At 70.6% G+C, this 16138-nt stretch carries 13 protein-coding genes; 9 read left to right on the plus strand and 4 right to left on the minus strand.

Annotated elements, in window-relative coordinates:
* Positions 1-8: 8 nt before the first annotated feature.
* Complete coding sequence (locus tag A37W_RS0107435; RefSeq protein WP_018302399.1) at positions 9-680, minus strand: sugar transferase; 672 nt, start codon at positions 678-680, stop codon at positions 9-11.
* A gap of 174 nt (positions 681-854) precedes the next feature.
* Between A37W_RS0107435 and A37W_RS0107440 the strand changes: the two genes are divergently transcribed.
* Positions 855-2009, plus strand: a complete 1155-nt coding sequence (locus A37W_RS0107440; RefSeq protein WP_018302400.1) for a glycosyltransferase — start codon at positions 855-857, stop codon at positions 2007-2009.
* 8 nt (positions 2010-2017) lie between these two features.
* On the opposite strand, the gene A37W_RS0107445 is transcribed toward A37W_RS0107440, so the two are convergent.
* Positions 2018-3283 (minus strand): glycosyltransferase family 4 protein, encoded by a 1266-nt coding sequence (locus A37W_RS0107445; protein ID WP_018302401.1) that lies wholly within the window; start codon positions 3281-3283, stop codon positions 2018-2020.
* A 248-nt stretch (positions 3284-3531) separates the two neighbouring features.
* Here A37W_RS0107445 and A37W_RS0107450 point away from each other — a divergent pair, with 248 nt between their 5' ends.
* Entirely contained in the window at positions 3532-5010 is a 1479-nt protein-coding gene (locus A37W_RS0107450) for a hypothetical protein (protein WP_018302402.1), read from the plus strand.
* Between the two features lie 36 nt (positions 5011-5046).
* On the opposite strand, the gene A37W_RS0107455 is transcribed toward A37W_RS0107450, so the two are convergent.
* On the minus strand, positions 5047-6144 hold the full coding sequence (locus A37W_RS0107455; RefSeq protein ID WP_156169443.1) for a glycosyltransferase family 4 protein: 1098 nt from the start codon (positions 6142-6144) through the stop codon (positions 5047-5049).
* A 373-nt stretch (positions 6145-6517) separates the two neighbouring features.
* Between A37W_RS0107455 and A37W_RS21185 the strand changes: the two genes are divergently transcribed.
* The 4 genes from A37W_RS21185 (at position 6518) to A37W_RS22745 (ending at position 10967) form a co-directional block, all read left to right on the plus strand.
* Complete coding sequence (locus A37W_RS21185; protein ID WP_018302404.1) at positions 6518-7588, plus strand: acyltransferase family protein; 1071 nt, start codon at positions 6518-6520, stop codon at positions 7586-7588.
* Positions 7589-7719: 131 nt separating this feature from the next.
* Positions 7720-7980 (plus strand): spike base protein, RCAP_Rcc01079 family, encoded by a 261-nt coding sequence (locus tag A37W_RS0107465; RefSeq protein ID WP_018302405.1) that lies wholly within the window; start codon positions 7720-7722, stop codon positions 7978-7980.
* Positions 7980-9938 carry a sialate O-acetylesterase gene (locus A37W_RS0107470; protein ID WP_018302406.1) on the plus strand — a complete coding sequence of 653 codons (1959 nt, stop codon included), beginning with the start codon at positions 7980-7982 and terminating at the stop codon, positions 9936-9938. The genes A37W_RS0107465 and A37W_RS0107470 overlap by 1 nt, the downstream gene beginning before the upstream one ends.
* A 111-nt stretch (positions 9939-10049) precedes the next feature.
* Positions 10050-10967 (plus strand): sulfotransferase family protein, encoded by a 918-nt coding sequence (locus tag A37W_RS22745; RefSeq protein WP_018302407.1) that lies wholly within the window; start codon positions 10050-10052, stop codon positions 10965-10967.
* Here A37W_RS22745 and A37W_RS0107480 read toward each other — a convergent pair whose 3' ends face one another.
* On the minus strand, positions 10968-12431 hold the full coding sequence (locus A37W_RS0107480; RefSeq protein ID WP_018302408.1) for an oligosaccharide flippase family protein: 1464 nt from the start codon (positions 12429-12431) through the stop codon (positions 10968-10970). It abuts the gene before it with no gap.
* A gap of 278 nt (positions 12432-12709) precedes the next feature.
* Here A37W_RS0107480 and A37W_RS0107485 point away from each other — a divergent pair, with 278 nt between their 5' ends.
* From A37W_RS0107485 to A37W_RS0107495, 3 genes are all read left to right on the plus strand, one after another.
* A complete protein-coding gene (locus A37W_RS0107485) occupies positions 12710-13477 on the plus strand; it encodes a sulfotransferase family protein (protein ID WP_018302409.1) in 768 nt (255 codons plus the stop codon).
* A gap of 96 nt (positions 13478-13573) precedes the next feature.
* On the plus strand, positions 13574-14515 hold the full coding sequence (locus A37W_RS0107490; RefSeq protein ID WP_018302410.1) for a glycosyltransferase family 2 protein: 942 nt from the start codon (positions 13574-13576) through the stop codon (positions 14513-14515).
* 110 nt (positions 14516-14625) lie between these two features.
* Positions 14626-15993, plus strand: a complete 1368-nt coding sequence (locus A37W_RS0107495) for a polysaccharide pyruvyl transferase family protein (RefSeq protein WP_047772389.1) — start codon at positions 14626-14628, stop codon at positions 15991-15993.
* Positions 15994-16138 lie beyond the last annotated feature (145 nt).

Genomic DNA, 16138 nt, shown 5'->3' on the forward strand with positions numbered 1-16138 from the left:
CCGCCCCATCACCGTCCGGTCCGCGCCAGCACTGCGCCGCACGTGCGCAGGATGATCCGCACATCCTGCACCAGGCCGTGGCTGTGGGAATATTCCATGTCGAGCCGTATGCGCGAACCGTAGTCGAGGTCGTTGCGGCCCGAGATCTGCCACAACCCGGTCATGCCCGGGCGATGTGACAGGTAGCACGCCTCGCATCCGCGGTATCTGTCCAGCTCGGCGGCGGTCACCGGCCGGGGGCCGACGAAGCTCATGTCGCCGCGAAGGACGTTCCAGATCTGCGGAAGCTCGTCGAGGCTGGTCTCGCGCAGGACACGGCCGATCCGGGTAACCCGGGGGTCGTCCGTCAGCTTGAAGTCCCGCGCCCATTCCATCCGGGCGTCGGGATTTTCGGCCAGGTAGTCGGTCAGCCTGGCTTCGGCATCCGGAACCATTGTCCGGATCTTCCAGCAGACGAACTCGCGTCCGTCGCGGCCGACCCGGCGATGGCCGAAGAAGCCCGGCCCCCCATCGAGGCGGGCCAGGAGGAAGAGCGCCGCCACGAGGAGGGCGATCGGCAGGCAGAGCATGAGGCAGAGCACGAGGTCGAACGTCCGCTTCGCGCGCCCCGACCAGGCGTCCCGCGCACAGGGAGGGGGGACGGGCACTCCGGTCCGGCCGTTCACCGCTGCCTCTGTCATGTCCGTTCCACCTCAAGTCCGTGCGGAGCCAGTCCGCCCAATGACCTCAACTTCGCCCGCGCGCCGCATCGCCCGAGGCGAGGCGGAAACGGGCCGGTCCGGAGAAATTCGGCAGAATTGGTTACGATTCCTTTACCGGCCGGAAACCACACTCGGGGCAGCGGTGGAGGTGGAATGAAGATCGCAATCGTTCATTACTGGCTGGTCGGCATGCGGGGCGGCGAGAAGGTCGTCGAGCAGATCGCGACTCTCTTTCCGGACGCGGACATCTTCACCCACGTCTGCGATCGCGACCGCATCAGCGACACCCTCCGGCGGCACCGGATCGTCGAGACGTCCATCGCCCGCCTGCCCGGGGCGCGCCGGCATTACCCCAAATATCTCGGCTTCATGCCCCGCGCCCTCGAGGAACTCGACCTGCGGGCGTACGACCTCGTCATCTCGAGCGAGAGCGGGCCGGCCAAGGGGGTCATCACCCGCCCCGACGCGGTCCATGTGTGCTACGTCCATTCGCCCATGCGCTACCTGTGGGACATGTCTCCGGACTATGCCGCCGGCTTCGGCGGCGCCGGCCGCGTCGTCTTCGCCCACGTCGCGCACCGGCTGCGCCAGTGGGACGTGACCTCGGCCCAGAGGGTCGATCACCTGGTGGCGAACTCCCGGTTCGTCGCCCGCCGGATCGAGAAGTTCTGGCGCCGGGCCTCGACCGTGATCCACCCGCCGGTCGATCTGGACGCCTTCCGGCCCACCGCCGATCCGGACCGGGCCGGCTACCTCTTCGTGTCGGAACTCGTCCCGTACAAGCGGGCCGACCTCGCGATCGATGCGTTCCGCCAGCTGCGCGACCGCCGGCTGGTGATCGTCGGCGACGGCCCGGACCTGTCCCGGCTGCGCGCCGCCGCTTCCGCGAACGTCTCCTTCCGCGGCCGCGTTGGGGCCGAAGAACTCACGCAGCTCTACCAGAACTGCCGGGCGCTGATCTTCCCGGCCGAGGAGGATTTCGGGATCGTACCCCTCGAGGCGATGGCCTGCGGCCGGCCGGTGATCGCCTACGGCCGGGGCGGGGCGCTCGACTCGGTCCGAGAGGGCGAGACCGGGACGTTCTTCGACGCGCAGACACCGGACAGCCTCGTCGGCGCGGTCCGACGATTCGAGGCGGACCTGGAAGCCCGTCTGTCGGTCGAGCGCATCGCCGCCCGGGCCGCCCGCTTCGGCGAAGGCGCCTTTCGTGCGGCCTTCGGGGCGTACCTTGCCGAGAGGGTGCCCGGGCTTGCATCTCCCATCGCTCCCCTCCCGGAACTGGCGACCGTCGCCGGCGGCCGGCGGTGACCGCGCCATCAGGCTTCCCGATCGTCGGGCACCGGGCCGGTCCGGCCGATGGCCGCCGACCACATCGCGATCTGCCCGTCGATCCATTCCTCGGGCGTGGTGCAGAGGCCCGCTGCGCCGGAGGCGCCCCGTCGACTCATCGCCGCCACGTCCCCGGGGGGCAGATCGGCCATCCTCCGCAGCGCCGACGCGAAGGCGATCGGATCCCGGGTGTCGCAGGTCATGCCGACGCCGTGGCCCTCCACCTCGCGGGCGAGAAGGGCGGTCTCCGACAGGATGACGGGCAGTCCGGACATCGACGCCTCGGCAGCGACCAGCCCGAAGGGTTCGGGATAGCGCGACGGCATCACGAGAGCACGTGCGTCGGCGATCGCCTCGCCGATCCTGTCGCGGTCGATCCAGCCGGAGAAATCGACCTCGGGATGGGCCGCCTTCAGCCGCGGCAGCAACGGTCCGTCGCCGATGACCCGAAGCGGCACGCCGGCCGAGGCCGCGGCGCCGATCAACTCCGTCACTCCCTTCTCCGCCTCGACGCGGCCGACGAAGACGAACAGGTCCTTGCGCTCCGCCTCGACCCGGCCCGGGCGGAGGGCGCGGGCCGGGTTCCGCAGCGTCCTGAGCCGGGCCGGAGGGTAGCCCGCCCTTTCCATGTACGGCGCCATCGCCGGATGCAGCAGGACGATCCCCGCCCAAGGGGCGTCGCGGGGCATCGTCCGGTGCAGCACGTCCTGCCGGGCGACGCGCCAGAGCTTCTGCGCGTAGCTGCGCTTGTCGCAGTTGGTCCCCAGGCAATCGAGGGAGAGCGGCACCCGCTCGCACGGCTTCATGCGCCGGTAGTCCATGAAGCCGCCGTTGGGGCAGGCGAGGAAGAAGTCGTGGGCGTGCACGAAGGTGCGGTGAGCGACGGGGCGAAGGGCGGAGAAGATGCTCGGCGACAGCGTCTTGGAGAAGCTGTGGACGTGATAGACCGTGTGCGGCGTGTCCGTGGCGGCGACTGTCTCGCGCACCAAATCGCGTGCCGCCCGGTTGTAGAGGCCCCGCGTGCCTGCGGTCAGCGGCGCGCTCTTCGCCAGCTCGTCCCCGCCGGCCGACAGGCACGTTATCCCGTGCCGTGCGAACTCGGCCGGCGCGCCGCGATCTCCGGCGAAGTAGACGACCTCGAGGCCGCGGGCGGCGGCGAGCCGGGCCTGAAGGAGCGCGAGTCCGGTGGCCCCGCCCCGCGCGACGGTCGCGTCATTGACGACGACCAGCCGGGGCCTTCTGCCTATTGCCATCGGAAGATCGCCGTCCTTGGTGCGAAGCGACGCCGACCGTCGAGCCTGAACTCCGACATGGCAAGCCGCTATTTCGGGGTCCGGCCAGGCGCCTGGCGCCGCGAGGCCGATTGGCCGCGAGGACGGGCCGATGGTGGTCGAGACCGCACCATACTCCTTCGGGCGCGGCGTCCGGCGCGCCTGTGGGGCGCGTCCACGGTCCCGGCATGCGGATGGTCTTCGCTGCAGGCCGAGCGCAGGGAGGGTTCATGCAGGCCGTAGGCAGCACCGCCATCGTGCTGGCCGTCGTCGCCTTCATGCTGGTCCGCCGGACGCGGACGGGTTTCCTCACCCTGTTCGCCCTGCTGCCGATGGGGATGATGGCGGCGTTCAACCTGCCCGCCGTCGGCGGGACGTCCATCATCGCCGTCGATCTGGCCGTCCTGACCCTGCTGGCGATAAGTCTCGTGCAGCGCGGCGCCGTGAGGGATCTGCTCCTGATCCTCGGACCGAGGTCGCCGGGCCTCTGGCTGCTCGCCTACCTCGTCTATGCCGCTGTCGCGACGCTGTTCTTTCCCCGGATCTTCGCGGGCGAGACGGAGGTCTTCACGATCAGCCGACTCTCGAACGTCGACAGGATCGTCTCCGTCCCGCTCGCCCCCGTCACCGGCAACCTGTCGCAGATGTTGCGTCTGATGCTGGCGCTGGGCGCCTTCGTGGCGACGGCGCTCGTGATGCTGCGGCTCCGCGATACGGCGCTGGTCCGGCGCGCGATGGCGATCGTCACTCTCGTGCACGCCGCGATGGGGGGCCTCGACATCCTGACGCATGCGGCCGGGGTCGCCTGGCTTCTGGACTGGGCGCGAACGGCCAACTACGTGCTGACGCTTGGGCAGAGCATCAATGGCATCGGCCGCATGATCGGCGGCTTTCCCGAAGCTTCCTCTTATGGATACCTCTGCGTGGGGCTTCTGGGATACTGGCTGCAGACCTCGATCGGCCAGCCGTCGGTCGGAGGTCGGAGGGATCGGCTGGCTGGCTGGATGCTGCTTCTCACGGCCATCCTGACGGTTCGCAGCACCTCGTCCTCCGCCTATGTCGGCGCCGCGATCCTGCTGGTCGTGTTCGGCCTGAACTGGCTGCTCACGGCCGCCAGGGGCGGTCAGGGCATCGACCGACGCGTGGCGGGGGTGGCGGGCGTCGCGCTTGCGCTGCTGCCGTCCGCCGCGATGGCCGTCTACGTGCTCTACCAGTTCGTCCCGGGGTTCGAGACCTATCTGGACCGGACCCTCTTCGACAAGCTCGCGAGCGCGTCAGGGACCGAGCGCATGAACTGGAACCGGCAGGCCCTGCAGACGGTCTGGGACACCAACCTTCTCGGGGCGGGGCTGGGGTCGGTCCGCGCGTCGAACTGGGTGGTCGCCGTACTGGGCTGTACCGGACTTCCCGGCCTGTTGCTGCTGGTCGGCTTCCTGTGGCGGCTCTTCACTTCCCCCGGCCCGGATGCCGATACCGGCACGCAGCGGCTGATCCTCGCGCTCCGGATGGGGCTCGTCGGGTTCCTCGCGCGCGCCGTCGTGGTGAAGGCCACACCGAACCTCGATGCGTCCTTCTTCGCGATGGCGGGGATCGTGGCCGGGCTCACCGTGGCCCAGGTCGCCGCCACCTCCCGGACCGGCCCCTCCGTGCGCCCCGCATCGCCCGGGCATCGGTTGGGTACGCTCCTCCGGGACCGGCCGCCCGGGTGACGGACGGTCTCTGGCGGTCGCGACCGCCCGCTCCGATCAGCCGGACGGGAGCAGGGGGCGGATGAGGGACCAGAGCCTGTCTCCGGCGGCCTTCCAGCTCAGCTCCGCCGCCCGGCGCCGGCCGCGCTCCGTCAGGTCGCGAACGGCATCCGGGTCGCTGTCGAGCCGCTCGATCGCGCGGCGCCAGGCTGCCGTATCCTCCGGGTCGGCCAGGGCGGCCGCGCCACCGCAGACCTCCGGCATCGCGCCCGCCCGAGCGGCGACGACCGGCGTGGCGCAGTGCATCGCCTCCACCGGGGGAAGGCCGAACCCCTCGGTCAGGGACGGAAAGAGGAACATGCGCGCCCCCTCGTAGAGCGCCCGCAGGCCGCTGTCCGGCACGAAGCCGGTGAACAGGGTGCCCGCAGGCGGCGCCCACCCCTTTGCCCGGTAGGCGTCGGCTCCGGGGCCACCCGCGACGACAAGGCGGCGGCCCGAGGCAAGGGGCTCGCGCAGCGCGTCGAAGACGCGGCGAAGGTTCTTGTAGCTCTTCGCCGAGCCAAGGATCATGACGTACCCACCGCGGTCGAGCCCGTGGCGGGCCAGGATGGACGGATCGGCGGGGCGGCTGATGATATGGTCCGTGCCGTTGTGCACCACGTCGATCGTGTCCTCCGTGCCGACCCCGTGGTCGATCAGGGACGCCTTGGAAAAGGCCGACACCGTCAGCACCCGGCGCGCCCTGCGCGCGGTCAGGGGAGTGAGGAGCCGGTACCCCTGCACCTGCCGGAACGTGTAGTCCTCGGGATACAGGACCGACTGCACGTCGTGGATCATCACCACGGAGTTCCGGTGCGCCAGCGGCGCGAGATTGCAGAGGTTCACCAGCAGCGCGCCCCGCGCGAGGCGCGGCAGGGTCAGCATCTCCCATCCCTGGCCGGAGCCGAAGCGCCCGGGGTGGACTTCGGGTCGCAGGTCGGGGAGATCGGGATCAGCGGTCGCCGGTTTCGGCGCGAGCAGACGAACGTGGGCGTCCTGGGCGGCGCGCAGGGTCAGTTGCCGTGTGTAGTGTGCCGCCGTGCGGTGCACGCCGTTGAGCTCCGCTCCCAGGAACTTGCCGTTGACGACGATGGCCGGCCGGCGGTCGCGGCTCATGCGCGAACTCACGGACATGCGCCGGGCGTCGCGGCGGGGCGGGGGGCCGGGAGGATGGGCCCGGGGCGACGGGATGGCACGGGACGGCAGGTCATGGGGGTTCCCGGTGCGATGAGCGCTGAGCAGGTCCCGCTGGGCATGGTCGAGCATGAGGGACGGGGCATCAACACGCCAGAAATGGGGGGGATACCGAGCGGAAGGATCCACGGCTCACAACGCCCAGAGACAGGGTCGGGGAGGAGCCCTCGGTCGCGGCACGCTCCAGAGGATCCAGCCGCCGGTTTCCGGTCGCGCGGATGCTTCGGTCATCCTTTCTTAACCATCCCCAGCCTCTCTGGTCACCGGGAACCTGATCCGAACGTCGAAGCTTTGCATGCCGCGCCCGACGACCGTCCTTCACCTGCAGCATCTGCGGGGAATCGCGGCCCTGATGGTCGTGGTGCACCATGTCGTCAGGGAGCAGCCGGGCGTTCCGGCCTGGCTGGCCGACAGCGATCTCGGCCGCGCCGGGGTCCTGATCTTCTTCGTGATCAGCGGTTTCGTCATGATGCACACGGCGTCCGACGAGCCTGCCGGGAGGTTCGTCGCCAGGCGCATCGCCCGCGTCGTGCCGCTCTACTGGGCGATGACGCTCGTCTACTACGTCGTCATCCTGCGGCGCGACATCGGGCAGGGCGCGGCCCTCGCATCCGTCGACGAGTTGCTGCTGTCGCTGTTCTTCGTTCCTCACTACCACACCGGCGTCCCGGACCGGATCTGGCCGATCCTCGTTCCGGGCTGGACGCTCAATCACGAGATGGTCTTCTACGGCCTCTTCGCCGCCGGGCTCGCTTTGGGACGCCCGCGCCTCGTGGCCGGCACCGTCATCCTTTCTCTTTGCGTCGCGGGGCCGTTGCTCCGAAGCGACGTCGCGGTGCTGGTGACCTGGACCTCGCCGCTGATGCTTCTCTTCCTCGCCGGGATGGGGCTGTCGCGTCTCTGGGACCGGTCCGGTTGCCGGGGACTGCAGCTCCTCCTGCCCGTTGGAGCCGGTCTCGTCGTCGCGACCTCTTTCGGCGTGCCGGGCGGAGGATCGACCGGGCCGGTAATGGCCGTCGGGGCCGTGGCGGTCGTCGCCGGCGCGCTGGCGTTCGAGGGGGAGGGGCGGGTCTGGCGCTCGCGGTCGGCCGCTTTGGTGGGGGATGCGAGCTATTCCATCTACCTCGCCCACACCATCGTGCTGATCCTCGTCCTCAAGGTCTTCGAGATCCTGCCCCCGACCGGCTGGGCCGCCGCGATGTCGATCACATGCGTGCTGTGCGTCGCGGGAGGCATCGGGTGCCATTTCCGGATCGAGCGCCCCCTGTCGCGGGCGGCCGGCCGCCTCATCGGAGCGGGACCCGGCATCCGTCAGTTCCGCATCGGCACCGTCTCCGGCCAGTCTGACATCGTCGGGCGCCGCTGACGCAGCAGGTCGCCCCGCACGCCCCCCGGATCTGCACGCAACGCCCGCTCCCTTAGCGGCGTCTTGAACCCCTCTGCTCATCCTGCGGCCCACGTCGTCCCCGCGACCGCGTCGGCAAGCAGGAGATTTCCATGAGCGACCGTTACGAGAACCATGCAACCGGCCTCGAGAGCCCGGCGATCCGGATCGTCGCGATCACGCCTGACGACGGGGCCGATCTGGGCGAGGCCGTTCGCGGGCTCAACGTCGCCGGCGCGGGGTCCGTCCGCATCCGGACGGTCGGCGGGTCCGAGGGCACGATCTTCGTGGCGGCGGGCGCGGCGTTCCCGGTCCGGGTCGCCCGGGTCTATGCCTCGGGCACGACGGCCTCCGGAATCGTGGGACTCATCTGATGCGCCTCGGCCTGACACTCGGGCTCGGCGCGGCATCGGCCCGGACGGAGGATACGCAGGGTCCCGCGCCCTCCGCTCTCCCCCTTCTGCTGATCGTCGCCGGCCAGTCGAACGCCCGCGCCGACGGAACCTCGGCCGCCACGCCGCCCGCGAAATACACGGACGGCTCGCTCGGCGAGGTCTACAGCTTCGTCGCGGACGGTCTGTCGCTGGCGGAGATCGAGACGGGCACCTTCCCGGCCTACGACGTGACGACGAACGCGGACCCCGACAGCGCGGGCACCGCCTGGGGCTCGGAAGCCGAGTTCGTCTACCGGATGCGGCAGGGCGGCGACGACCGCCCCGTCTACGTGGTGAAGCTGGCGATCAACGGCCAGAACCTACACACGCAATGGCACCCCGACACGCCGAACGACAAGTTCGCCTATCTGGAGGCCAAGGTCACCCGCGCCCGCGCGCTGGTGCCCTGCGGCTTCGGCGCGGAGGTCGTGATCTGGAACCAGGGCGAGTCCGACGCGGCCGAGGACAGCCCCGCCGACGCCTACGCGGGCAACTTCGCCGACTGGCTCTTTGCGCTGCGGACGCGGGTGACGGCCTCGGGCCAGGTCATCGTCCAGCGCCTTCGCCCGCTCGGCCACGCGACCGGCGGCGGCGTGATCGACGCGACCGCAGGCTGGCCCCGGGCCTGGACGATCCGCGAGGCGCAGATCGCCGCCGCTCTGGCGGACGGCAACGCGACGGCGGTCAGCGCGGACTTCGACCCCTCCAACTTCGGGTCCATCCATCCCGGCGCGGACTGGATCGAGGGGCTGGGGCTGCGGTCCTACGCCGCGTGGCGGGGAACCTACGCCGCGACCTACGGCGCGATCACCGACACCGCCTCCGACGCCTTCGCCTTCACCGACCAGACCGACGTGGAGACGGAGAGCGTGATCCTGTCGAACGCGGTCCTGCCGACCGGCTACGAGCGCCGCGCGGCGGTCACCGTCTCCGGCGGCGAGTGGCGCAGCCTCAACAGCCTCGACGACGACAGCGTGGTTCAGGACTGGACGAGCGGCGCGGGCGTCCTCGATCCCTTCCAGAAGCTCCAGCTTCGCGTGACCTCCTCGGCCGACGCCGAAACGGCCACCGATGTCGAGGTGACCGTGGGCGGCGTGTCGGAGACGTGGACGGTCACGACCGCGACCGAGTCCATCGACTACGAGACGGAGACGGACGCCTTCACGACGCAGGCCGTGTCGAACGGCGGCGTGACCATCGCAGGGGCGCAGAAGGCCGCTCTGGACGCCTTCTACGTCGCCGCGAAGGCATCGACCTGGTGGGCCAGGATCGACCGGCTCTACCTGCGCCTCGCGGACGACGTGTCGTCCAGTCTGGACCTCAAGAGCCGGTCCACCACCCTCGAGGCGTATGCCAGCAACGGCGCTCTGCCCTACCTGTGGTCGAGCGACTGGGGCTGGACGCCGCAAAGCGACTTCTCGGCGGGGCTCGGCCTCGGCATCGACCCGAGCGCCGACATGGCGCAGAACGATGCGTCGCTCCTGATCTGGTACTCCCAGCTCTCCAGCAACAGCCGGGGCGACTTCTACGACAGCGAGGGGGGCACCGGCCAGACGTTCGGGCGGTTCCAGGACAGCGGCGCGGCGCAGGCCCGTCTCAACGGGGCGTCGAGCCTCGCGCGATCCGGCCTGACGACGGTCGCCGGGATGCGGGGGATCGTCCGGCCGGACGCTGGCACCTTGCGCCTCCACGGTCCCGACGGCGCCGAGATCGGGTCCGGCAGTCCGGCCTCGGCGGCGCCGGTCGCGACCGCGCTCTACCTCGGCGCCCGGCCGGGCGGCACCATGTCCGACGCGCGGTTCTTCGGCGCGGCGGTGGGCCGGGCGCTGTCGACGGCGGAACTGCAGGACATCGCGGCGCGGGCCGACGCGCTGCAAGCGGCGTTCGCAGCGCCATAGCAGGGCGCCTGGGCGGCCGGCGCTTGTGCTCGGGCCGCCCAGGGTGCAGCCTGTCCGCCGTCCCGCCTCGTGCCGGTCGGGGCATCGCAGACCCCACGAGGACCCAGCTCGATGGCAGAGGTGCGCCCCCGCCCGGACGAGCGCCGGCCGACCCGGACGTCGGCCCTGCCGAACCTGTTCGTCATCGGCGCGTCGAAGTCGGGATCGAGCGCCCTGCATACCTACCTCTCCGCCCACCCCGACATCGCGATGAGCCGCGAGAAGGAGCCCTGCTTCTTCGTCGACCGGTCCGAGCTGGCCGAGGCTTGGCCGATCATGGCGCGCCAGCCCTGCAGCCACGATCTCGACGCCTACCTGGCCCTTTGGCCGGACGGCGCGGACAAGCGGTACCGGGGCGAGGGGAGCGTCTATTATTCGCAGGCGCCGCATAAGTCGGGGGTTCCCGAGCGGATCGCTCGCATGTGCCCCGACGCCCGCATCATCTACACCGTGCGCGAGCCGGTCTGGCGCGCGATCGGCCACTACTGGCAGCGGTTCAAGGAGTTCCAGGAGCCGCTGCCGCTCGACCGCGCCGTGCGGGAGAACGCGCTCTACCGCGACACCTCGGACTACGCGCTTCAGCTTGCGGCCTACCGGGACCATTTCGACCCCGCCCGGATCCACGTCATCGTGGCGGAAGACCTCCGGACGCGGCGAAGGGAGACGCTGGCCGACTTGATCGCCTGGTTGGGGCTCCCGCCCCACCTGTTCCGGGACGACGAGATCACCGACCGCCACGTCTCGCCGCCCGACAGCCGGCGTCAGCGCTTTCCCCTGGTCGCGCGGCTGCGCGATTCGGGCCTGTGGGCCCGGACCCGGCGCCATCTTCCCGAAAGGGCGGTCGGTCTGCTGCGGGAGGGCGCGACCGTGAGGTTCGACAAGGCGGAGGTCGACGACAGCGCTGCCCGCGACTGGCTGTCGGGCTATCTGCGCCCGCGCCGCGCCGCCTTCGAGGAGATGATCGGCCGCCGGATACCGGAGTGGGACTGATCACCCCGAGAAGACGCCAAGGGAAAAGACGCGCAGCCTGGCGCCGAGGAAGAGCGTCAGGATGCCGAGAAGGAGAGCCGCGCAGAGAGCCAGGCCGAGCGACCAGATCCGCGACGGGGCGACGTATTCCAGCACATCCGCGACGAGAAGGAGTGCGGCGGCATAGCCGAGGACCAGCGCGCCCGCGAGCAGGGTGGGTCTGACCATCCGGCGCAAGGGGATGCCGTTGAACTTGCGGATCGTCAGCATCGCCGCGACGGCGACTCCCGCCGTGACGGCCGCCTGCGTCCAGGCGAGCGCTGCAAGACCGAACGGCGCCGCGGCGAACACGGCGGCGACGAGGGCCGCCGTCGAAGCCAGGTCGAAGACCAAGACCTGCCCGGTGCGGCCCGCAGCGGCCAGGGCCGGCTCGAGGAGGGACGGAACGACGAGCAGGACGGCCCGGACCGCCATCGCGCAGGTCACGGTCAGCGCCGCGAGATAGGCCGGGTCGAACAGGACCGCGACCAGATCGTCGCCGAGAAGAACGATCGTGGCGGACACGCCGCCGATCAGCAGCGTGATCGAGCCGCAGAACCGTTCCATGACGACAGAGGGATCGCGGTCCCGCCGCGCGGCCGCGCCCAGCTGCGTCAGCGCGAAGGCGCTCATCGGCTGCGAGACGATGTCCGTTGCTCCGGTCGCGGCCCGTGTGCCGAACCGGTAGAGCCCCGCCTCCGCCGTGCTGAAGGAGAGACCGAGCAGCAGATCCCCGGCATAGCGCGAGAGGAACGTCAGAAGGCGCGCGCCGTAGAGCCCCATCGAGAAACCCGTCGCGCTGCGCGCGAGCGCGCGGTCGAACCGCAAGCGGGGGCGGAGAGGGGAAAGCACCACGCAGAGGGCCAGCCCGGACGCCACACGAATGTAGCGGAACGCCACGAGGGCCCAGAGCGACTGCCACAGCCAGAGCAGCACGACGCCGCCCACGAGCGCCGCGAGGTTCTGGCAGAACAGGATGCCGAACTGCAGCGTCACCTGCTGACGACGCAGCAGCCCCGCCGAATACCACGCGCCGATCGCCGCGAACGGCTGGGCGAGGGCGAGCAGCGCGAGGACCGGCTGAAGCTCGGCCGCGCCGAACAGCGACGAGATCGGCCGGGCGAGGACGACCAGGAGAAGGGCCGCGAGCGTGGCCATGCCGGTCAGCATCCAGAACGACGTCGACAGGACGTCCTCGTCGGGCGCCCTGGAGGTGACGATGAAATGGTAGAAACCGGTGTAGGTCAGGGTCTGGACGAGAAGGACGAAGACGACCGCGAGGCTGTAGACGCCGTAGTCCACCGGACCGAGAAACCGCGCGGCGAGCAGGGTCACGACCAGGGTGGACACCTGCTGAAGGGACCGGGCGACGATCGCGAACAGGGCGAAGCCGCTGCGCCTGCCGACGGATCCCCGCCGCGAGCCGGACTCGATTCCGATCTCCATCGCTCCCCCGGACGCAAGCTTCCGATTGTGGGGTCAAAGCTTAATTTTCGGTAAAGACGTGGGATGCGCGGTCCGACTTGTCGCGAACCGGCGGGAGATACATGGATCGGCCGCCGATGGAATGACGGAAGTGTTGCCGGAGGGACGTCGACGGGTAGTCTGCTGCAATGGGTCCGCGACTGCCGCGGGGCTCAACCGGCCATCGACGGGACCCCGGACCGGCCCATCCGCCGGGGCGCCCCGCGGGAACGCGCACATCCGGACAGCGGGGAACGACGATGCGCGACAAGGTCAAGGCCGGCCTCGGGGCGATGGCGACGGCCGCGATCCGCCAGGCCGACTACGGTCGGTGCATCTTCGTTCTCGCGCACATGCGGTGCGGCTCGACGGCGTTGTCCAACATCCTGTGCTCCCGGTCCGATGTGTCGGGCTACGGCGAGACCCATGTCCGCCACGACTCGCCGACTGCGCCGGGGCGGCTCGTCGTCAATCTCGCGCTGCGGCGGGCGTGGTCGCCCCGGGCCGACCGGCTCTTCGACAAGATCCTGCATACGCGACTCGATGCCGACCCTCCGTCCGCCTTCTTCTCGGCGCGGGCGATCTTCGTCGTCCGCCCTCCCGATCCCACGATCCGCTCGATCCGCAGGCTCTTCGAGCGTCTGGGCCGGCCGCACGACTACCCGACGGACGAGGCTGCCGCCCGCTACTACGTGGACCGACTGCGCCACCTCTGCGCGCTCTGGGACGGGTTCCCGGCCGGGCGGCGCATCGGGCTGACCCATTCGCAGCTGCTCTCGGATCCCGACGCCGCGCTGGCGCGGATCTCGGCCCGGCTGGCGATCGCGCCGCCCCTGGAGAACCGATACGTCAGCCCGGTGCGATCCCGCATCGGCGGCGGCGGAGACCCGCTCGCAAGTGCGCGCCACACCCGGATCGAACCGGCGCGGGAGGCCAGGGCCGAGGGACCCGCCGATATCGACGAGGCCCTCGCGGCCTGCGCAGCCGAGGCCTACGAGCGACTGGTGGATCGGTTCACCCTCGATTGAGCGCTGCCCCATGCGGATCCCGACCGGAATGGCCCTCCTGAAGGTTTTCGGCCAACCTGCAGGTCGCCGAAGCACGAGCGACGACGGAATGGGACGATGACGAACGGACCGGACCCCGACGACCCGGCGACGCGCCAGACGCGCATCGCCGTCATCGTCTGCTCCGTCGGTCGTCCCGATTGCCTGTCCGGCCTGCTCGCCCCGCTTGCGGCGCAGTCCCGTCCGGCCGACCGCGTCCTCTTCGTCGTCACGCGCCCCGAAGACATCGGCGTCGATCCGCGCGGCGCGTTCGGCCCGCGGACCGATGTCGAGGTCATCGTGGCTCCGAAGGGTCTGCCCCGGCAGCGGAACGCGGGCCTCGACCGGGTCATGGGCGACGCCGATCTCATCGTCTTCTTCGACGACGACTATGTTCCGTCCCGTCATGCCCTCGCGGGCATCGAGGCAGGCTTCGCCGCCTGGCCCGAGGTCGGCGGCATGACCGGCGCCCTGATCGCGGACGGCATCAATTCGCCCGGACTGTCGACCCGGGAGGCGGAGCGGCTGGTGGCGGAATGGGACGCCGTGACGCCCCCGCCGGGCGGCCGCCCGCTGCGCATCGTGGACCGCGATCTGGCGGGGCTGTACGGCTGCAACATGGCCTATCGCGCCTCCCACGTGGGCGACGTCCGGTTCGACGAGAGGCTGCCGCTCTATGCCTGGCAGGAGGATATCGACTTCGCGGCCCGCATAGCGGGGCGGAGGATCAGGACCGACGCCTTCGCCGGCGTGCACCGCGGCGCCAGGTCCGGCCGCGAGATCGCGGGGCACCGGCTCGGCTACAGCCAGATCGCCAACCCCTGGTATCTCTGGCGGAAGGGCACGATGACGGCCTCCTTCGCCCTGCGGCTGGCGGTTCGTAATTTGGCTGCCAACCACCTCAGGGCGGCCCGCCCCGAGCCGTGGATCGACCGGGCGGCGCGGGCGAGGGGAAACCGGATCGCGCTTCTGGACGTGATCCGCGGACGGGCAGATCCAGAGCGGATCCTGTCGCTCTAGCGGCCGCCGACGATCGGCCCGCAACCGCCCCGGCGCCGCGACATTAGGGAAATATTCACGATGCCATCGTCACTCGTGACCGTGATCCTGACACGAGCGGGCGAGGCACCGTGACGCAGAGAACTACGACCGCGGCGCGGGGCCTGATCCGCCGGGCGCTCTCCCACGCGTACCGGTCGAGCGGCCTTCGCGAGGCGCGCATGACCGCTCGGTTCGAGGTCAACCTCGCCGAGATGAAGGACCTGTCGACCCGGCGTCTGCCTCGCGGCCGGCAGGGGCGCCGTCTCCTCGTCCTGCCGCCGGATCCGCTGCTCGTCACGGCCTCGCGCGGGGACCAGGCGATGATCGCCGCGATCATGGATCACTACCGGAGCCTCGACGCGGGCTGGCACGTCGTGATCGGGTGCGACGTCCGAACGGATCGAACCCGGGCGATCCCGGACGGGGCGGAGGCGCTGACGCTGTACGGGCGAGGGGCGGGGATCGGCCGCATTCGCGACCGGATCCATGGCGAGGGGATCACCGACTGCCTCCTGGTGGGCGCCGACGTTCTGGACGGGAGCTTCAACCCCGTGTTCTCGCTGGAGCAGCTGCGGATGCTGCACGCGGCGCGGATGGCGGGCTGCGCGATCGGGAACACAGGCTTCAGCTACAGTGCCGACAGCGCCCCGCGGATGCGCGAGGCGTTCGGGGTCTTTCCGCCCCACTACCGCTTCGCCGTCCGTGATCCGATCTCGCTGCGCCGCTTCGCCGATGCGGTCGGAGATCGCGGCCGACGGACGGCGGACATCGCCTTCCTTCTGAGGCCCGCGGCGGACACCCCGCGGACGGCCGCGTCGCGGGCCTGGATCGCCGACAGGCGGGATGAGGGCCGGCATGTGATCGCGATGAACCTTCATCCGGTTCTCGACAGGAGTGACGGCGTCGACAGCAGGACGCTGATCGAGCGATACGCGATCGCCGCCAGGGACCTGAGCGCCTCCCGCCCGGGCGGCCGCGACCTCGCCATCTACCTCATGCCGCACGATTTCCGCGGTGCGGATGCCGACGATCACTGCCTGCGTCCCTTGCTTCAGCGTGTTCGCGAGGCAGGTGTGCCGGTCTTTCACCCCGGGGCGGAACTGGATGCCGCCCAGTGCAAGGCGATCCTGGCGGACTGCGATCTCGCTGTCGGGGCCCGGATGCACCTGCTGATCGGTGCGCTCGGCGCGGGCTGTCCGATCGTCGGGATCGAGTACCGGGGCAAGATCCGCGGCCTCGCCGAGACGTTCGATCTGCCGGCGGATCGTATCCTGCAGCCGACGGCGTTCATGGAATCGTCCCGCAGCCTGCAGGCCGCCATCGCAGCCGCGCTCGGGGCGAATCGGGACGATCGCCGACGGATCCGGGACGCCCTGCCGCACGTCCTCGGCATGGCCGCGGACAATTTCAGGCTGGCGCCGGCAGTCGGTTCGCCGGTCGGTGTCGATCCGGTCTGAGCGACGTCGCCACGGCCTGCACCGGTCGGCCGGATGGTGCGCGATGCGGTTTCGTACAAGGCGGATCGAGCGGTCCTCGGCGTGAAGTCGGGACTCGCGGGCCCCGGGGCAATCCTTCCGCGCAGGCCGCAGCGCGACCCGGTTA

It is taken from the genome of Wenxinia marina DSM 24838, from assembly GCF_000379485.1.
GTDB classification, from domain to species: domain Bacteria; phylum Pseudomonadota; class Alphaproteobacteria; order Rhodobacterales; family Rhodobacteraceae; genus Wenxinia; species Wenxinia marina.